12 protein-coding genes and 1 pseudogene are annotated in these 20,557 nt (G+C 55.6%); 2 read left to right on the forward strand and 11 right to left on the reverse strand.

Features of this window, described 5'->3' with window-relative positions; genetic code table 11:
* The coding region (locus ALMA_RS07790; RefSeq protein WP_211278353.1) for a hypothetical protein at positions 1-4,136 on the forward strand (4,136 nt) is incomplete at its 5' end.
* A 64-nt stretch (positions 4,137-4,200) separates the two neighbouring features.
* Here ALMA_RS07790 and ALMA_RS07795 read toward each other — a convergent pair.
* From ALMA_RS07795 to ALMA_RS07820, 6 genes are all read right to left on the reverse strand, one after another.
* Positions 4,201-4,386, reverse strand: coding sequence for a hypothetical protein (locus ALMA_RS07795; RefSeq protein WP_148140297.1), 186 nt, complete (start codon positions 4,384-4,386; stop codon positions 4,201-4,203).
* A gap of 1 nt (position 4,387) precedes the next feature.
* Positions 4,388-4,807, reverse strand: coding sequence for a Rid family detoxifying hydrolase (locus tag ALMA_RS07800; protein WP_094727270.1), 420 nt, complete (start codon positions 4,805-4,807; stop codon positions 4,388-4,390).
* Positions 4,808-4,918: 111 nt separating this feature from the next.
* Entirely contained in the window at positions 4,919-7,585 is a 2,667-nt protein-coding gene (locus ALMA_RS07805; RefSeq protein WP_244568922.1) for a glycoside hydrolase family 31 protein, read from the reverse strand.
* 777 nt (positions 7,586-8,362) lie between these two features.
* Positions 8,363-9,223, reverse strand: a complete 861-nt coding sequence (locus ALMA_RS07810) for a carbohydrate ABC transporter permease (RefSeq protein ID WP_244568923.1) — start codon at positions 9,221-9,223, stop codon at positions 8,363-8,365.
* Positions 9,223-10,113: a carbohydrate ABC transporter permease gene (locus tag ALMA_RS07815; protein WP_086107150.1), complete on the reverse strand. Its 891-nt coding sequence runs from the start codon at positions 10,111-10,113 to the stop codon at positions 9,223-9,225. The genes ALMA_RS07810 and ALMA_RS07815 overlap by 1 nt, the downstream gene beginning before the upstream one ends.
* Before the next feature lie 93 nt (positions 10,114-10,206).
* On the reverse strand, positions 10,207-11,598 hold the full coding sequence (locus ALMA_RS07820) for an extracellular solute-binding protein (protein WP_094727272.1): 1,392 nt from the start codon (positions 11,596-11,598) through the stop codon (positions 10,207-10,209).
* A 202-nt stretch (positions 11,599-11,800) separates the two neighbouring features.
* Here ALMA_RS07820 and ALMA_RS07825 point away from each other — a divergent pair, with 202 nt between their 5' ends.
* Positions 11,801-12,808: a LacI family DNA-binding transcriptional regulator gene (locus ALMA_RS07825; RefSeq protein WP_094727274.1), complete on the forward strand. Its 1,008-nt coding sequence runs from the start codon at positions 11,801-11,803 to the stop codon at positions 12,806-12,808.
* Positions 12,809-13,502: 694 nt separating this feature from the next.
* Here the strand turns inward: ALMA_RS07825 and ALMA_RS07830 are convergent.
* The 5 genes and pseudogenes from ALMA_RS07830 to ALMA_RS07850 all read right to left on the reverse strand — a co-directional run.
* Positions 13,503-13,952: pseudogene (locus tag ALMA_RS07830) on the reverse strand (heat shock protein transcriptional repressor HspR); the annotation flags it as partial.
* Positions 13,953-13,964: 12 nt separating this feature from the next.
* Entirely contained in the window at positions 13,965-14,981 is a 1,017-nt protein-coding gene (locus ALMA_RS07835) for a DnaJ C-terminal domain-containing protein (RefSeq protein WP_094727278.1), read from the reverse strand.
* Between the two features lie 67 nt (positions 14,982-15,048).
* Positions 15,049-15,651 carry a nucleotide exchange factor GrpE gene (gene grpE, locus ALMA_RS07840; protein WP_094727280.1) on the reverse strand — a complete coding sequence of 201 codons (603 nt, stop codon included), beginning with the start codon at positions 15,649-15,651 and terminating at the stop codon, positions 15,049-15,051.
* 1 nt (position 15,652) lies between these two features.
* Positions 15,653-17,521, reverse strand: a complete 1,869-nt coding sequence (dnaK, locus tag ALMA_RS07845; protein WP_086107144.1) for a molecular chaperone DnaK — start codon at positions 17,519-17,521, stop codon at positions 15,653-15,655.
* Positions 17,522-17,925: 404 nt separating this feature from the next.
* A complete protein-coding gene (locus tag ALMA_RS07850) occupies positions 17,926-20,520 on the reverse strand; it encodes a hypothetical protein (protein ID WP_094727281.1) in 2,595 nt (864 codons plus the stop codon).
* Positions 20,521-20,557: the final 37 nt, after the last annotated feature.

The following is a 20,557-nucleotide window of genomic DNA, read 5'->3' on the forward strand; positions in this document are numbered from 1 at the left end:
CTGATTTGAATGGTCTTGAGTTCACTGTGTATGGTGGTCAGATGACTGGCGAGTCGGTGAATATTCCGCAGCTTACTATGACTTATAATGGTGGGCAAGCTACGAATACGATGGGTCGTCAGATTTATGGTCAGACAGCTGCTCAGGTTCAGGATGCTGCTCAGCAGGCGCCTTTGTGGAAGGGTAAGCGGCAGCCTGTGCTGACTGCGAACAAGAATATTAGTTCGTCAGATGCAGTGCTGTATTCGAGTACTGGTGCTATGGATTTGTTTATGTCTGTGGTCGAGCCTCGTGGGTATGAGCAGGGCACGGATAAGGTGTATATTCCTGATTTTTCGAAGCGTATTCAGCTGTCGGATTCTGCGAAGGCTGCTGGTTGGTCTATCGAAGACTTTACGGTGACGGGGCTTCCTGCTGGTGTGGCGTATGATTCTCAGACGGATACGATTCAGGGTTCCATTATCGGTGGTTTGGATAATTCTGGTAATAATTCTATCGAGTATGGTTTCCAGGGTGCTGAGGTGAACTTTACTGCGAAGAATTCTCAGACGGGTGTCGAGCAGAAGTTTGCTTTTGGTAAGTCTTCTCAGGCTATTATCGCTTTCCAGTATAAGGATACGAAGGCTCCTACTCTGGATGGTATTTCTGGTAAGACCACGACTGTGGATTTGAATGGTACAGTGAATCTGTATACGGGGTATAACGATAATGGTGGTACTCACGCTGGTAGGCGTAATGGTGCGAATGTTCCGCTTCAGTTGGTCGATGCTCAGGGTAATCCTTTGGGTCGTACTGCTACTGTGCGTAATAAGCTGGATGCTGCTGTTATCGGTATGGCTGGTCAGGTGACTACTACGGGCGGTAATGCTGCTGTGGGTAGTATCGCGGATACGACTATTCCTGGACTGTCGTTTACGGGTAATGTGTCTGTTCCTGCTGCTGATCGTTCGGGTAAGGCTGTGGCTTCTGGCTTTGATACTGCTTTGACGGGTACTGCTTCGCAGGAAGGTATTTATGTGGTTCCTGTGTTCGCGAAGGATTCTAACGCGCCAAGCCACGATTATAATATTAATGGTAATGAGGCGCATGGGTATACGACTGTGGTGGTTAAGCCGCAGATTGTGGTGAAGAATGTGCATGCGTATGCTACTGAGATTCCTGTGTCTATTAGTTCTCATGCTACGACTGCGACGATTCAGACTCCTGACGGGTCGGTGACGAACTTGAAGGCTGTGAATGGTTCTTGGCTGGTGGATGCTGGTACGACGAATTCTGCTGTGAAGGAAGGCGATACTGTCGGTACTGTGGGCCAGGAGTTTAATCTGAAGGTGACGTCGGATGCGACGGCGAAGGCTGACGTGGATAATATTAAGGCGCAGGCGTTTGTCGAGGATGCGTCGGTGATGTTGTATCGTAATAAGGTCGAGTTGACCGATATTCATGGTACGAAGGTGACGGCTTCGTTTAATGCTCAGTCTGGTCAGTGGGAGCTTCCATCTGATTATCGTGAGGTTGTGAATGGTGATACGACTACGTATCGTCATATTTTGACGAATGCTTTGGCGAATGGTGATACGGAGTTTGGTATTTATGAGTATCATCGTACGCGTAATGCTGCTGGTGAAGCTACTGCGGTGAGCACTGAGGATATCGCGAAGACTACTGTTCCTCGCGAGCAGACTTCTAGTCAGCAGGGCATGACGGTGTTGCTGAAGTATAGTAAGGCTACGGATACGTGGACTGCGTCGGATGGGTCGTCTGTGACGGATTCGAAGGCGGATGGTCAGTGGCATATTACGCCTGCGTCGGAGTTTGATCCTATTACTCTTCCTACTATCGCGTCGTCGGATGATAAGGCGACTGTGGTGAATGATGCTCCTACTTCCTCGTCTACCTCGTATGAGGCTATTCAGGGTCAGTCGGTGAATACTATTCATCAGCCTGCTGCTGGTGTGAATATCGTGGATACGGAGGATGATTCGACGACTCCGCATAAGAATACGAAGATTACGAGTGTTCTTGTCGTGTATCCAGATGGGACGACGAAGCAGGAAACGTTTAATATTAAGGGTGCGAACTGGGTCGAGCAGGGGTCTGCGTCGTCTGATTTACGTTTGTTTAAGCTGGATCAGACTGGCGAGTATAAGGTTACAGTGAATGCTATTGATTCGAATGGTAACCTGGTGACTGCTGATTCGGATACGGCTACGGGTGTGAACGCGGGCGATAATACTGCGACGACGAGCACGACGTATACGATTACGGTCAAGGCGTCGTCCACGACTCCGATTGTCGTGTTTGAAGGCGACAAGATCGACAGCACGACGGTGAATGATAATGTGACTCCTGCTAATGTAGCAGGTTACACGTCTGCGAAGAAGGATCCATCGGATGTTCCGTCCACGGATGGTCAGGCTGGTAAGACACTATCTGCGAAGACGAGCGTGACATATACTCCGACCTCTGGTGACGCGTACACGGAAGAAGTGTCTGTTCCTGTGATTGTTCTACCTCGGGCGAAGAGCACAGTTACTGTGTCTGTGGGCACATCGGATGATGTTCTCAAGGGTATCGTGAAGACGGAAGCAGATCGTGTTCTCGCGTCTGATGATTTTAAGAAGTCTCTGCCAGAGGGTGCTACCGTGACATCTTCTGATATTACTGAGGCGATTGCTGCTGGGTTGACTGCTCAGGCTGGCGAGAATCGTGGTACTGTGAATGTTCCAGTCACCTATACGCTCAACGGTCAGACCTACACGGCTACCGTTCCAGTAACGGTAAACGTAGTAGCGAAGTCTACGACTACTCCGACTTATGTGTTTGATGGCGACAAAGTGCAGAATGATGATGTCAAGAAGCATGTCACACCTCAGAAGGTGGATGGATTCACCGCAAAGGTAGAAGACACAACTGATCTGCCAAACACATCTGGTCAGGCAGGTAAGACACTCTCCTCGTCCACGACTATCACGTATACGAATGACGCGACTGGTCAGGAGTTCAAGGAATCTGTGGATGTGCCTGTCATAGTTCTTCCGAAGACGAGTGGTGAGGTCACGGTGTCGAAGGGCACGTCGGATGATACGGTCAAGTCTGTGGTTAAGAGCGAGGCTGAGCGTGCTGTCAAGCAGAAGTCGTTCACTGACCTGCTACCAGCTGGTGCGAAGGTCGTCGCGACTGACGTGACCGAGGCTATCGCGAAGGACCTGACGGCTGAAGCTGGCCAGAACCGTGGTATCGTGAACGTGCCAGTCACCTACACTGTAGGCGACGAAACCTTTACGACCACTGTTCCAGTCACAGTAAACGTCGTGGATAACGCATCGTCTACTCCACTGGTCGTCTTCGAGGGCGACGAAGTAAAGAAGAGCGACATCACTTCGAAGGTAACCCCACAGGATGTGGACGGCTACACGTCTACGACCACTGTGGATGGGGATACTCCAGACACGAAGGGTCAGGGTGGTCAGACACTGAATACGACCACGACCGTCACCTACACCGACGAGACGACCGGCCGTACCTTTAGTGAGAAGGTCACCGTTCCAGTGGTTGTTCTGCCGAAGGCATCCAGCCAGGTCACCGTATCTCAGGGTACGTCGGACGATGAACTCAAGGCTGTAGTGAAGAGTGAAGCAGACCGCATCCTCACCTCCAGCGAGTTCACCTCCAGGCTCCCACAGGGTGCTACCGTCGTCTCCTCGGATATTACCGAGGCGATTAAGACGGGCATTACCGCTGAGCCAGGTCAGAACCGCGGTATCGTGAACGTTCCAGTCGCCTATACGCTCAACGGTCAGACCTACACGGCTACCGTTCCTGTAACGGTGAATGTGGTGGCGAAGCCTGTTCCTACACAGGGTAAGACGTTCTTCCGTGATCCTCAGGGTAAGGAACTTATCCCGAGCGTGAATGGAAAGACCGACCCTATCAGCATTAAGGGCTACAAGTTCGTGCGCACTATCGTAGAAAATGGAAACACCATCCATATCTACGAGCCAGTCACACCGACAAACGCTCTGGCGAAGACGGGTACAGCTATCGTCACTATCCTCGTGGTAGCTCTCGTGGCCGTGGCTGCTGGTGTGGCATTCGTCGTGATCCGCAAGCGTAACGCTGGCGACCATAAGGAATAACACACAGCTAGATTAAAAGGTGGGGTACCTCTCTAACAGAGAGGTACCCCACCTTTTATGTTTTTTACTCCATACCTATCTCAGCTGCATGATCGCGTAGTCTGATGATGTCCGCGACGGTAGGCTTCCATCCTTCTATCATATTCGTACTAACGGCATACCACACAGCTCTGAACGGCTGGGGAGAAGTAAAGTGCACGCCCATGATAGTAAGGGCATCCTCATCCACATCGAGAGTGACGCTAGCCATTTTACTCCGCCACAGCTATGGCATCTATCTCCACCACAGCACCTGGCTTCGGAATCACATTCGAGCCGAAGGCCACGCGCGCCGGCTTCACAGCCCGAGCGCCATCGCCCTCATCACCGTCTTCAGAGCCACCGAAGTACTGCGCATACACACCATTTATCTCCGCGAAGTCAGAGGCATTCTGCATGTAGATGGTGGCACGCACCACCTTATCCATGCTCGAGCCAGCTGCTTCGAGGATGGCAGAGATGTTTTTCATGGCCTGATGCGTCTGCAGCGCCGCGCTCTTTCCTGCCAGTTCTCCTGTAGCGGGATCTATGCCGAGCTGACCGGATACGAAGACGAAACCATTCGCCTTCACTGCCTGGCTGTATGCGCCGAGAGCCTGCGGTGCCTGTGGTGTGCTTACTTCTTCTATCATCGTACGTCCTCCTAGAGCTGATGATTCGTCGTGGTCCTTCACCAGAATACAGCAGAGGGAGGCCCCTCGACCTCCCTCTGCCAGACTTCGCGTCCGCGAAGAATCAGCCTCTTACGACCGCAGCATGATCTCCTTCAGAGCAGACTCCACTTCTGCAGGAATGCGCAGGCCCACGCTATGCTCAGCGCTGTCCCCATGCAGCCCATACTCGTAGTCGAAGCGCTGTGCACCGAGGGCTGCGAGCTCAGCAGGATCGTTACTCTGTGCCACGCGGTAGACAGCTTCCTTCATGTTATACGCTATCTGCGTGCCCAGAAGCATCTTACGCGTATCTTCTGCCACAGGGTTCGGCGCAGGCTGGGCACCGCCCTCCACGGTCACGACCACACGGACATCCTGCGCCACAGACGCAGCACTCAGCGTATACGAGGCGCTCATAGTATCCTCGTCATACGCATACGCGACCACCTGCACACCAGAGCCAGCACCATCAGCGCCCGCGCCCTCCACACGAACGCCATCCGCACCCAGATCAGCCACGCCGCGCAGGGTCACCGTCCACTCGCGCGCCTGAGGCACAGCTGCCACAGCAGCCGCATCGCCAGACACCGCCGAGATAACCAGTTCCGTACCGTTCCACGTGAAACGTGTCCGCGCCACACGCCCTTCTCGCGCATCCTCGAAGGAACCATTATCCTCCACGAGCGTGAACTCATGTGCTTCCCCAGCGGAATCTGGGAAGACTACCACTTCGAAAGCCGATGGATTCGCTACAGAGTTAATTGACTGTCCTTCTCCCAGCTGAGCGAGCGGCAGAATGGTGCCCGCCTGAGCGAAGAGCGGCTGACGGTCCAGCGCACGCCATGCCTCGAACTTACGCCCAGAGCCGCCATTACCCTCACCATAGCCTATGCCCGCCGTCTGAATGTCGCGCGAAACGTAGCGGCGTCCCGAGAAGACGTCGAACCATTCGCCAGCAGGCAGCCAAACGTCTGCCTTCGCCTTCGCCACACTCTTATCGGACGGCGAGATGATAGGCGCCATGACGAGGTTCGGACCGAACCAGAACTCCTGCGGAACCTCGTACGCGCCCGCAGACTCCGGAGCGTTCCAGTACATCGGCTGCACGAGCGGCTCGCCTTCCGTATGCGCACGGTAGTTCATGGTATGCAGGAACGGAATGAGGCGGTGACGCAGCTGCAGCGCCTGCACCATAGCGTCGCGCACCTCGCGGCGGAAGTTCCACGGCTCCTTACTCGTAAACGCGGAATTCGACGAATGCAGACGATTAATAGGACTGAAGACGCCATACTGGTACCAGCGCGCCTCGAGCTCGTCGTCGCGGTAGCCCATCATGTGGCCGCCGATGTCGTGGCTCCACCAGCCAAAACCGATGTTCGACGCCGTCGCAGTAAACTCTGGCTGGAACTGCAGCGACTCCCACGACACGATGCTATCTCCCGAGAAGCCCACTGGATAGCGGTGCGAGCCAGGTCCCGCGTAGCGCGAGAAGGTCAGAGGCCATTTGCCGTCGCGAGCCGAGTCGATGTAGTGGACGTGGTTCAGCATCCACAGCGGATCGAGGCCAGGCTGACGCGTCACGCCACCCTGCTGCCAGTCGAGCCACCAGAAGTCCACGCCTTCATCCTCGAGCTCGTGATGCATGTCGAAGTAGCCGTTCATGAAGGCTGGCGAAGTGAGGTCGAACTCCACCGCCTCGTCCGTCGCCGGGTCGATGCCCACCTTTGTCGCGAGCTCCGCGTATGGCTTTTCGTAGCCGCGCACGCCGTCGCGTGGATGCACGTTCAGCGTATTCTTCAGGCCGCGCTTATCCAGCTCGTGCAGGAACTGCACGTGATCCGGGAAGAGATCCTCGTTCCACGTGTACCCCGTCCAGCCGTAGCCGTACTTCGGGTCGATGTTCGTGATGTGCCAGTCCATGTCGATGACGGCCGTGGTGAACGGAATGCCTTCCTTCTTAAAGCGGTCGTGCAGCTTCAGGTACTCGTCCTGGGTGTAGGCGAAGTAGCGGCTCCACCAGTTACCCAGAGCCCAGCGCGGCAGCAGCGGCTGCGGACCGGTGAGCGCGTAGAAGTCATGGATAGCGCGCTTATATTCGTGCGCGTAGCCGAAGAAGTAGAAATCCGTTTCCGGCTTTGCGCCTGCTCCGTCTGCGCCTGCTCCATCTGCTCCGTTTGCTCCGGCGTGAGCGCGCGAGACCACGCGCCAGCCGCCCGCGTTAATGTTCGCCTGACCGAAGACCGCCTTCGGATCCGCGCCCTCGTAGGAGACCACGTTCGAGCGCGAATCGTCCAGTATGGCCCAACCATCGCGCGAGATGATGCCTTCTTCCAGCTCAGTCCGGCCGTTTATCGTGTCGAGCGTACGCGTCGTTCCGCGCAGGTTCCCCGGCGCCGCGTCCCCGTAATGCCACGTATTAAACTGCGACGTGGTCAGGTGCTTCACCACCACGCTCAGGCCTTCCTTGCTGAACGGCTTCTGGTCGTACGTCACGTAGAGCTCGCCCGTGTCGAGGATGATGCGCCCGTCACGCTCCTCCACCTTCAGCTGTATGTCATCTACCGGCGCCACGTTTCGGTTCGCGACCACCTGAGTAGGGCGGTCTTCGAAGACGCCCGTATCCGACCACTCGAAGCGCAGCAGCGCGTTCGTAATGACGCCGATGCGCCAATTTTCGCCCTGCACGACCCGCGCCGCGTCCATCTTCGGGCTGAGCATGCGCTCATATTCCGCGTATGCGCCGTTTCCTGCTGCCATGTGCCTGCTCCTTTGCTCTTTTCTTTCTGTCAATTTTTCCGTGTCCTGGACTCCATTATGCCGTAACGGAATGACAACGTTCGCATTCTGCTGTACTTCCCAGTATACCGCGGTCTGCGCGAGACATGCCGGGGTGCGGAGGCGGTGCGGAATGCAACGTTTGCAAAAGGGGGCAGGCGCGCGGTGCGGGCGCACTTTTCACCACCCTTCGCGAGGAGTGAGCTTTTCAGGACGCTCACCCCTCCATTCAGCCACATTCCCTGATCCAAAACCCAGCATTTAAGCCAATCCTATTTTCCCCTACAGTGCCTCCGCGTCACGAAAAGCTCACTCCTCACCGTTCCTACCACTTTAGGGCTCATCCCGACGCCCGTTCACAGGACCGCCTGTCACTTTAGGGCTAATCCCGACACCACCCCCACCTCGACCCAGCCGAACCACGAACAGAACCCACATTAAAGCCGATCCTCATCCCCACACCCACACCAGTCCGACAAAGCCGCGTCGGAATTAGCCCAAAACTGAAAAACGCCATGTCGACTTTAGCCCAAAAGTGCACGAAAGCACCCCGCACCCACTCGCACCCCACGCCAGCAGTTATCCACACCACCCACGAAAAAAGCGAGTTTATAGTCACGAATGACCGCGAAATCGCCTACTTATCCACAGTAAACGTTTACCACACGGTCATTCGTGACTACAAACTCGCAGTTTTGCGGAAAATTTTCTCATTGCGCAAGGAGAGACTCTGGACGAGCTCAAGCCCAGCCCAGCCCCCTACTTCGAGCTACCCGTCGCGATGCCCGCGATGAACTGCTTCTGGAAGATAACATACACCACGATCACAGGCACGATGGCCAGAGATGTCGCAGCAAAGAGCCCACCGTAGTCCGTACCGTACTGCCCATTGAAAGCCTTCAGCCCCACTGCCAGCAGCTGCTTGGTCTCATCCGTAATCATGAGGAATGGCCACAGATAGTCTTCCCAGTTCCACAGGAAGGTGAAGATGGCCAGCGCCGCTATGGTATTATGACTCAGCGGCAGGATGAGGCTGTGGAAGATGCGCGTATCACTCGCGCCATCCAGTCGCGCTGCTTCGATGAGCTCATCGGAGATTCCCGAGATGGACTGGCGGAACAGGAAGATGCCGAAGCCAGAAACCATTCCAGGAATAATAAGAGCCCGGTACGTATCCAGCCAGCCAAACTGCACCATCATCTCATACTGAGGGATAATAGTCACTGCCCAAGGAATCATCATGGTACTCATCACGATGCCAAAGAGCAGATTACGCCCGAAGAAGCGCATCTTCGCGAAAACGAATCCCAGCAGCGCAGAGGTATAGATGATGATGACCGTCTTCGTGACCGCCACGAACACAGAGTTAGCGAAGAGTCGGAAGAAATTGAAATTCTCCTGAATGCTCACGTAATTCGCGAGCGTACTCGGCGCGGGGAAAAGCCCGCCGTTTATCTTCACGATCTCGCTGTTCGGCGCAAACGAGGACACGAACATCCACAAGAACGGAACGATGGTCACGAGCGCTACTGCGAAAAGGAATACTGTCAGAACCGCGGACCATACGCGGCGCGCCACCCGAGAGTTACGAGGGTTACGAGAATTACGAAACACTTTCATTATGCCAGTCCTTCCGTGTCACCCGAAATCTTAAACATGATGAGCGTGAGCACGCCCGTAAAGAGGAACAGCACCACAGCCTGCGCGGACGCCACACCGAAATTATTCTTATTAAACGCCTGATCGAAAATGAGGTAGCTGATGGTATACGTGGAGGTACCAGGACCGCCTTCCGTCATGACGAGGAATTGCACGTACGCCTGCAGGTAGCTGATCATGGACGTAATGACGATGAACAGAGTCGTGGACTTCAGCAGTGGCAGAGTGATTCTAAAGAATGTCTGCACGCTGTTCGCACCGTCGATGGACGCCGCCTCATATACGTCGCGCGGCAGATTCATAATGCCAGCGAGGTACAGCACCGTCGCATACCCGAAGTCTTTCCAGATGGTCATAATGATGACCGCCGGCATAGCCCAGTGCGAGTCATGCAGCCAGTTCACATTAATGCCCAGCACCTTATCCACCATGCCGAACTGCGGATCAAACATCCACAGCCACACGAAGCTCACCGCCACGAGCGGCGTAATGGTAGGCATGTAGAAGAGTCCGCGCAGCGTATCTTTCGCATAGACCAGCTTCGAGCTCAGCAGAAGTGCGAGGCCGAGTCCCAGCACCACGCGAAAGACGGTAGACCAGCCGAGGAAGACGCCCGTATTCGCCATGGACGTCCAGAACAGCTTATCCGTAAGAATGTCTTTATAGTTCTCGAAGCCCACCCAGTCGTACGTTTCGTTCAGCGGATTCCAGTTATGCAGGCTTCCCGCGAACGCTTTATAGATAGGATAAGCCAGGAAGATGGCGAAGTAGACCACGAGGAAGGTCACGGCCATGTTCCGTAAGGTGAAGATGCGCGAGACTACTGTCCGCGCGGTGCTGCGTGTACTCATTTTCTCTCTCCATACTGTGCGAGCGCGGGGCGGAGTTTTCGTCTTTTCGGCGCCAATTCTTCCGCCCCTTTCACTCGGTCTGTCTACGAGGTACTACTTATGCTCGCTGAAGAACTCGTACTTGGATTCTGCAGACTGGAAGTCAGATCCCTTCATGTCCTTCTCCATGGTGGCCTGGCCTTCCTTCAGCGCGTCGTCGATGGACATGCCATTCTGCATGACGTTCTCGAAGGCTACCTTTCCGGACGTCTCCACGGTGGCTGGAGTAGCTCCCGGCCAGATGAGGCGGTTCACGCGAGGCTGAATGGCCTTCATCACTGGGTTCTTCAGGATGTCTGCATCGTTCTGCAGATTCGCCTTCGCTGGGAAGGAGTTCAGGCCTTCTACTGCCTTGCGAATGTAGGTGTCGTTCGCGAGGAGATACTTCACGAAGTCCTGAGCTACTGCCTGCTGCTGCTTCGACTGGTTCTTATTCACGCCCGGGGTGGACTCGCCGTTATAGCGATCATAGGCGAATGGAGTCTGGTCTGCTGCGCTGAAGGTAGGAGTAGCGAAGACACCGTAGTCGATGTCTGGGTACTTTTCCTTCATGGTTCCCTCGAGCCAGCCCCATGCATAGACCATGGCAGTCTGGCCCTGACCGAAGGAGTCCGAGTACTCGTTACCGAAGTCCACAGAGCCCACCTTATCCTTGTCATAGAGGTCCTTAAGGAACTGCATGTTCTCCTTCGTGGTGGCGTTATCGAAGTTTGCCTTCTTTCCATCCGCACTGAAGAGCAGCGTCCCCTTCTGGTAGTTCAGACCCTGGTAGAGGCCCGAGTATGCTCCGTTAAAGTTAAATCCTGCCTGGGTGATCTTATCTCCATCACGCTTTGTGAGCTTCTTCGCCACCTCACGGAACTGATCCCACGTGGTAGGAATGTCCGCATCCGTCAGACCCGCATCCTTCCACATGGTCTTGTTATAGTAGATGTTTCCTGTGTTAATCACAGAGTCGATGTACTTTACTTTTCCATTCGCATCTTCGTGCGCTGCTGCTGTAGGATAGTCTGCCTCGAGCTGAGCCTTATCGACATCATAGTCTGCAGCATACGGGCGGATAAGTGCGTCATACGAGTTATGGATGTTAAAGATGGCTGGGCCATTCTTTCCCTTGAGCTGCAGTGGCAGCTTCGTCCAGTAATCATCCCACGTCTGCTTCTTTACCTTAATAGTGACGTTCGGGTACATCTTCGAATAATCCTTCGCCAGCTGGTAGACCGGGTCCACCCCACCGTCGGACCAGGTCCAGTACTCGAGGGAGATAGGCTTTCCATCGTTCACGAGGTGATTCGGGTCATACTTCACATTCGTTCCGATGACTTCGAGACCCTTATCCTTCTTCGTGTCGGTCGTACCGCTGGCAGCTCCTGCGCCGCATGCACCCAGCATCGCTAAAATGCTAACGGTTGCAATTCCTACCGTGCTTACCTTCTTCCACTGCATATTTCTCTCCTTACTGCTGTGTAAGTGCTATACCCTAGCAAGCACTACTATACACCGTTTTCTAGCGATACACAGCAGTTTTTTCGAAGTTTATTCGAAATGATGTAAACGTTTACATTTTAAGCCATTTTCGTGATATCATTTTTTGAGATACGGCGTGTCGCGCAGGCGCGATGTGCCCCGAAACGAAGAAGATAAATATATGAAAACGAGTATTACTGATGTAGCCGCCGAAGCAGGCGTATCCACCGCGACGGTCTCGCGCGTCTTTTCCCACCCCGAGCGGGTCTCCGAGAAGACTCAGCAGAAAGTTCTCGACGCCGCGAAGAAGCTGAACTTTTACATCTCACGTTCCGCTGCCGTCCTCAAATCCGGCCAAACGAAGCGCATCGCCCTTCTCGTCGGCTCCGCCCAGATAGACTGGTTTACTGGCCTCATCATCGAAGGGCTGAACCACGTCTTCCGCGACGCGCGCTATGACCTCGTCCTCTACCCCATCACCACGCTGGATGAGCGCCGCGAGTTTTTCGATACTTTACCTCTTCGCGGAAATGTAGACGCTGTCATCGTCTCGTCGTTCGCTATTAGCCCTGACGAAGTCTCTCGTCTGCAGGAGGCTCACATGCCAGTCGTGGGCATTAACGTGCTCGACACCACCGGCTTTACCGCCTCCGTCAGCATCGACGACTTTGAGGGCACGGCACTCGGCTTGCATTACCTCGCCCAGCTCGGCCATCAGCACATCGCCTTCTGCTATGAAAACTTCGGTGAGGGCCTGCACTTTAGCTCCACGTCTCGCCTCGACGGCTTCGTCCAGGCCTGCGAGCGCGAAGGCATCACATATTCGCTCATCCATTTTTCGCCAGACGACGCTGTTTTCGACGCCGTCTACTCCGCCCTGTCCGCGCCGGAACATGCTGGCGCGACCGCGCTTTTCTTCCACCGCGACTACACCGCCCTCGCCTTCTGCGTGCGTTTTCGCGAGATGGGGATGCGTATACCGGCTGAGCTGTCTGTTCTGGGATATGACAATTCTATCTTTGCGGACGTAGTAGGCCTCTCGACCATCAAGCAGCGCCCACGAGAGATGGCCATTCAAGCCGCTGAGAAAACGCTTCGTCTCCTCGAAGGCGACGAAAGTGCCGCCACACACGACGTCGCACCTGTCCAGCTCATCGTGCGCTCGACGACGGGTGCTCCGCGCGAGTAGGGCCTGAGTGCATTCTCTCTGGAGCCACTTGTGGGCCGATAGCGTGCACAAGTGGCGCTGATTCAAGCCCGTCTCGGGAGGAGTGAGCTTTTCAGGACGCTCACCCCTCCATTCAGCAGCACTCCCCGATCAAAAACCCAGCATTTAAGCCAACCCTATTTTCTCCTACAGTGCCTCCGCGTCACAAAAAGCTCACTCCTCACCGTTCCTACCACTTTAGGGCTAATCCCGACGTGTGCTACGTCGCTGTCCGGCTTATCTGCACCCACCCCACGCCCGCACAGTTATCCACACCACCCACGAAAAAAGCGAGTTTGTAGTCACGAATGACCGCGAAATCGCCTACTTATCCACAGTAAACGTTTACCACACGGTCATTCGTGACTACAAACTCGCAGTTTTGTGGAAAATTTTCTCATTGCGCGAGAAAGATCCGAGAGAGGTCTGTCAGCGCCTACTCCTCGAGACCCTCCTCATCCTCGCCATCCGTTATCTCGATGACGAGCCCGCCGGCCGCTCCTACAGGCAGGAACCGTCCGCGCACAGACTGCACAGGACGAGCAGGCCGCGCAGGCCGCACGCGATAGCGCACGAGTGCCCCGCCTCCCTGCTCCTGCTCCTGACTCTGACCCTCATCCGAACCCGAACCAGACGCCTCATCCATCAGCCCTGCCGCACGCGCCATAGCCCGCGCGCGCTCACGGTTCGAGCGCAGCACTTCCACCACTTCACCATCCATGCCAGCCGCGAAGATGCTCGCGCCAGCCGGCTGCTTCATGCGGCGAATCTGCCTGCGCAGCTGCCTATTCTCCTCCATCAGCTCGAGGATGTGCGCCACACCGGACAAATTCACGCCCTCATCCTGAATGAGATGCTGCGAGGCCATAATGCGGTCTATATCGCGCAGCGTATAGCGCCTCGATCCGCCTTCCGTACGCGAGGCCACCACGAGCCCCACACGGTCGTACTGGCGCAGGGTCTGCGGGTGAATGAGCACGAGTTGCGCGGTCTGCGTGACGTTAAACACCGGCTCGTCCACGCTAAATCCGGATGCATCCGCCCCGTCGAGGTCCATGCGCCCCTCCACGATGGCTTTCGCGCACGCCGCGTACGCTTGCCGCGTCTCCATATCCATGCGTGCCATGCTCGCGCCTCCTTACTCGCGCTCGGCTGCGAGCTGCTCGCCGAACGCGCTCGTCGCCTCGTCGAACGCTTTGAGTGCTTTCTTCTGTCCTAAGGTCAATTTCCCCGGAACTTTCACCATCACTCGCAGAACGTAGTCCCCCACGTTCTTACCAGACTTCACGCCATGCTTTTTCACACGCACTTCGCCTCCCGAGCCCGTGCCCGCAGGAATCTTAACCTCCACGCTATCGCCGAAGTAATCCTTCACAGACAGCTTCGTGCCGAGAGCCGCTTCCGCCACGGTGACGGGAATCTCACGAACGATGTCCTTCCCTTCGAGCGAGTATGTCTCATCAGCCTTCACATGAACAGTGAGGTACAGGTCACCGTGTGCACCACCATTCACGCCCGGCTTTCCTTTACCGGAGATGCGGATCTTCTGTCCATCATTAATTCCAGCCGGTACCTTCGCTTTGAAGGACTCGCCATTCACTTTCAGCGAGACGGTCGCGCCACTGACAGCCTTCGCGAAGCTCAGCGTCACAGACGAGCGACGGTCTTCACCCTTGACTGGTTCCGGCTGTGGCTCGTACGGATTCTGAGGCTGAGCCCCGCCGAAACCGCCACCAAAACCGCCGAAGCCAGACGCACGGCGAGGCTGACCATATGCTGCCGAGGCCTGCGCGAAGAGGTCGTCGAGGTTTATACCGCCTGCTGCACCACCGCCCATGCGGCCGCCAAACATGGAGCTGAACATATCATCATATGCCCCGCCACCTGCACTCGAACCGCCAGCGAAGCGCGCTCCACCCGCGCCAAAGGAGCGGATGGCATCATACTTCTGCCGCTCGCTCTTATTACTGAGCACTTCGTACGCTTCGGAGATCTCCTTAAACTTCTCCTCTGCCTTCGCGTCTCCTTGGTTAGAGTCCGGATGGTATTTGCGTGCGAGCTTGCGGAATGCCTTCGAAATCTCTTTATCATCCGCGTCTTTAGAGACTCCCAGCACTGCGTAGAAGTCTTTTCCTAGCCAGTCTTGTTCAGCCATGACTCCTCCTTATAGTATGGAAATGGCGGCCGACCCTGCCGACCGCCATTTCGCATCGTATTCTGACTTAGTCCTGAGGCACTGCCACGACCACGCGTGCTGCGCGGATGATGCGGTCACCTATCTTATAGCCTGCTTCTACCACAGTATCCACAGTCTCTTCGGTAACGTCTGCATCCGGCTTACGCAGGATTCCTTCGTGCCGAGTAGGATCGAAGGCTTCTCCAGCCTCGCCAAACTTCTCCACACCAAACTTCTCGAAGGTCTTATCGATCTTCGCGGCCACAGCAGCAAACGAATCGTCTATCTCGCTGTTCTGGCGAATGCGGTCGATGTCATCGAGGGCTGGAAGCAGAGCGGTGAGAACATCCACCACACCATGCTCGCGGTGCTTATCCTGCTCCTTCGCCGTACGATTACGGAAGTTCACGAAGGCTGCACGCTCACGCTGGAGAGCGTCGAGATACTCTGCTGCTTCAGCCTTTGCCTTACCCAGCGGGGTCAGCGAGTCGTCCTCAGCGTCAGCAGGAGCTTCTGCATCCGCCGGCTCCTCAGTAACCTTGGCAGGCTCAGCTGGAGTAGCCTCAGGCTCAGAGGCTGCGGCCTGCTCAGCGAGCTTATCCGCATCCTCCATGCCATCCAGGTAGTCTTCAGTGTTAAACTCAGCCATTTTATTCCTTATCGTCATCCACTACTTCAGCATCGACGACGTCATCACCATCAGCCGAAGTGGAGGAAGAATTGGCAGAACCAGCAGAAGCGGAAGCAGCGCCGTCAGCAGGCTGCTGAGCGTACAGAGCCTCGCCTATCTTCTGCGCGGCCGTCATCAGCTCGGACTGCGCGGTCTTCACGGCCTCGATGTCCTCGCCCTTCAGAGCCTCCTTCAGAGCGTTCACCTTCGCGGTCACGTCAGAGGCGACCTCGTCGGAAAGCTTCTCCTTATTCTCGGACACGAGCTTCTCGGTCTGGTACGCGAAGGCCTCAGCCTGGTTACGCGTATCCACGTCCTCGCGGCGCTTCTTATCTTCCTCTTCGTGCGCCTGAGCTTCCTTCACCATGCGGTCTATCTCGTCCTTATCGAGGCCGGAACCACCGGAGATAGTCACCGACTGCTCCTTACCCGTGCCCTTATCCTTAGCGGAGACGTGGACGATGCCGTTTGCATCGATATCGAAGGTCACCTCGATCTGAGGAACGCCGTGTGGAGCTGGAGCGATGCCGCCGAGCTCGAAGGTGCCCAGAGGCTTGTTATCGCGGGCGAATTCACGCTCACCCTGGTAGACCTGGATGAGTACGGAAGGCTGATTATCTTCTGCGGTGGAGAAGACTTCGCTGCGCTTCGTAGGAATAGCGGTGTTACGCTCGATGAGCTTCGTCATAATGCCGCCCTTCGTCTCGATACCGAGGCTCAGAGGGGTCACGTCGATGAGCAGAACGTCCTTACGGTCGCCCTTGATCACGCCCGACTGCACAGCAGCGCCCACTGCCACGACCTCATCTGGGTTCACAGACTTATTCGCTTCGCGGCCGCCAGTGAGTTCCTTCACGAGCTCCTGCACAGCAGGCATACGAGTGGAGCCACCCACGAGCACCACGTGGTCTATCTGAGACACGGAGATGCCCGAGTCTGCGAGTACAGCGTTAAATGGCTTGCGCGTGCGCTCGAGCAGGTCCGAAGTCATCTCTTCGAACTTTGCGCGCGTCAGCGTCTCATCCAGGTGAACTGGAGTTCCATCTGGAGCCATGGCCAGGTACTGCTGAGAGATGGTGGTGGACATGGAGGAGCTCAGCTCCTTCTTCGCCTGCTCTGCAGCTTCCTTCAGGCGGCGGGTAGCTATCTTATCCTTCGAGACGTCCACGCCGTACTTGTTCTTTACTTCCGTGACGATCCAGTCGATGATGGCCTGATCCCAGTCATCACCACCGAGGCGGTTATCACCATTCGTGGCCTGCACCTGGATGGTAGCGAAGCCATCTTCGTCATCCTTACCGATCTCCAGCAGGGAGACGTCGAAGGTACCGCCACCGAGGTCGAAGACGAGGATGCGCTCGTCTTCCTTACCCTTTTCGAGGCCGTACGCCAGCGCTGCTGCGGTAGGCTCGTTAATAATGCGCAGGACGTTCAAGCCTGCGATGGTGCCTGCATCCTTCGTAGCCTGACGCTGTGCGTCGTTAAAGTACGCTGGGCAGGTGATGACAGCGTCGGTGACTGGCTCGCCGAGGTAAGCTTCAGCGTCACGCTTCAGCTTCATGAGAATCTGTGCGGAAATCTCCTGTGGCGTCCATTCCTTATCGTCTATCTTCACAGTCCAGTCCGTGCCCATGTGGCGCTTCACGGACGAGATAGTGCGGTCCACGTTCGTGACCGCCTGGCGCTTTGCTACTTCGCCGACGATGATTTCGCCGGACTTGCTGAAAGCGACGACCGATGGCGTCGTGCGCGAACCTTCTGCGTTCACGATAACCGTCGGCTGACCGCCCTCGAGTGTAGCGATGCAGGAGTTCGTGGTACCTAAATCTATGCCTACTGCGCGACCCATAATGTATGTCCTTTCTGTGCGCGTTCTGCGTGTGTACGTGTACGTATGTACGTATGTACGCTTCATTCTGACGTTTCTAAAGTTGAGCTGCTGAATATCAACTTTTCAACTTTCTAAACTTGAGTCTACCTCACTCAACTTTTATTTGGCAAATTTATTCCCGGGCGTTTCACACTTTTTTCGCATGGGGGGTGGGGAGAAAAGACCCGAAAGATTTAGCCGGTCGTCTACTTTTTGCTAAACGGCGTATTTTGAGAGTCGCAGACCTCCTAAAATGCGCCGTTTAGCAAAAAGTACTCTATCCGCATAGCACACGAGACTTCCCACCCCGAAAATACATCGTGGGTGTGAAGTCATTCAGACTCCACACCCACGAAAGAAAACGGAAGAATTGACCTTAAAGCCTACTCTTCACGACGCTTCACGCCAGCCATGCTCACACCCAGCATCAGCGCCACAAGCGAGGACGCAGCCAGCGCCTCTACGCTCACACCCGTCTTCGCCAGACGCGTGCTATACATGGCCGTGCGAGCAGGCACAGGCTTACCGTCCGCGCCCACAGCCATACCAGCCACAGTCACGCTACCAGCAGCACCCTGACGAGCAGCCTCTTCCGCAGCCTTCTGAGCAGCAGCGCGATCCGCGATAGCCTGTCGATGCGAGGCAGCCTCAGAACGGAAGGCTGCAGCCTGAGCCAGCAGACCCTGCCACTTCGCATACGCCGCATCATACACGCCCTGCGCCGCAGTCACATCCGCGTGCGCAGCATCCGCAGCCGTATGCGCTGCCGTCGCAGCCAGTAAGAGAGCGTCCTTCTGTGCAGCAAGAGCCTGCACCGACGCGATACGCGCCTGAGAAGCCGCCACTACACCAGCAGCGTCATCGATACGCTTCTGCACAGCAGCCTGCGCATCCTGAGCCTTCTTCACATCCGCCTGAGCAGCCGTCACAGCCTGCTGAGCCGACGCATACGCTGCATCCGCCTGCTTCTGTACACCCTGAGCCTGAGCCAGCTTCGCATTCGCAGCATCCAGAGCCTTCTGCGAAGCGTCCAGCTTCGCCTGAGCCTGAGCCAGCAAAGCAGTAGCATTCTGCACATCAGACACGTGTGCAGTCGCTACAGCCGACGCAGCCTGAGCATCCTTCACCTTCTGCTGTGCCTGAGCATACGCATCCGCAGACTTCTTCGCCGCATCCTGAGCCGCGGTGAGAGCCTCCTGAGCATCCGTCACAGCCTTATCCGCAGCCGTCTTCTTCGCCTGCGCATCCGCGAGCTTTGTCTGCGCATCCGCGAGAGCCTGCTTCTGCGCGTCGGTAGGCTGTGGGTTATGAACTGCGGCGTAATACTGATTTACCGCGGATATGAAGTCAGAGACGGAGAGCTGGGCATCTGATGGGTCTGAAGCACCAGCAAAACCACTCCTGCTAGTATACCAGTTACCATTCATATACTGAGTGGCAGCCAAAGCAAATGCCTTATGTGATGCACGCACTAAATTAGTGTAGTGCCCGTCCGTTCCTTTAGGATTTTTAGGCTGTCCTACCCAGTTGCCGTCATATCGGTATTGCTCGTAGGAAGGATTCTCCTTCACATAGTCGTCAAAATTCTTCTTTTCCCCTGTATACCAACCGTCAAATGTATTTCTTGCCAACTCCTCATCAGAAGAATATGAAACGGTTCCAACAGGGAATCCTGAATTTGCTTCCGCATGAAGATTTTCCAAAGCGTGAGTGGTATTCTTATCCATCTTGCTTGAAGATGCATGGGAATTATTCAGCACAGCCCACTTCAGATTCCATATCTCATCTACCAGCGTAGCGAGATCCACCTTCAGTTCAGACTGGCCTTCGCTAGCACGCAAACGGTTCACATATGGGTACATGGCCAGAGACTTCTTCAGCATCTCGAGCGAACCCGGATCATTCGGATCAGCGTAGTTCAGATTAATACCCTTTGTCTTACTCTCCTCCACATAATCCTTCGCACGCTGTATCAGCGTGTTCGCCGTCGCCTCATCTATCTTCTTGTTATCACGAAGATACTCCAGCAGACCGATAACGCCCGAATCTATCTTATTCTGATCCACCTTCGACGCATCATCCACCACCTTCTTCGCCGCATCCACAGCAGCCTGAGCAGACGTCACATCATCCGACGCAGTCTTCGCATCCACCTCAGCCTTCGTCACAGCAGACTGAGCACCAGGCACAGCAGCAGCATCCGTTTCAGACTTACTCTTCGCAGCATCTGCAGCACTCACAGCAGCATCCGCAGCAGCTTTCGCCTCATCCGCCTTCTTCTGCGCATCAGCCACAGTCTCGGACGTATTCGCGCGAGCCTCATCCCGAGCTTTCGTATCCGCAGCCACCGTAGCCGCAGCAGCGTCCACATCCTTCTGAGCAGAAGCCGTATCCGAAGCCGCCTTATCCGCAGCCGACTTCTTCCCGTCAGCATCCTTCTGCGCATCAGCCACAGCATCCGTAGCCTTCGTCACAGCAGCATCCGTAGCTACCTTTTCCGCCTTCGCCGCATCAGAATCCTTCTGAGCCGACGCTATCTTCGCATTCTCATCCTTCACGATGGTCGATGCATTCGTCGCATCAGACACCTTCGAGTCTGCATCCTTCGCTGCAGCATCCGCATCAGCAGCCTTCTTCGCCGCATCGTCTCGTGCCACCGCCGCTGGATCCACCTCGTTCGCCTTCACGTCCGAGGCATCTTTTTCTGCTGCGTCAGCGGAAGCGTCTGCCTTCTTCGCTGCAGCCTCATCCTTCTCGTCCTGAGTAGGCTCGGCTGGCTGAGCTTCTGTCCTCGTTTCCGCTACGACAGGATTTTCCGGCTGGTCCGCTGGCTGTTCAGCCTCAGCCCCGAGCGCGGTACCCACCGTCCCGAATGCCACTGCAGCCGTCGCTACAGACACGCCGGCTACGCTCATACCCACGATACGTGCTGCCGAGTTTTCCTTTTCTTCTCCATGCTTTCCGCGATTCGTTCGCATAATATACCTCTATTTCTCGTTATGCTTTGTTTCTGTT

The sequence above is a fragment of the Alloscardovia macacae genome (genome assembly GCF_002259705.1).
Lineage (GTDB): Bacteria > Actinomycetota > Actinomycetes > Actinomycetales > Bifidobacteriaceae > Alloscardovia > Alloscardovia macacae.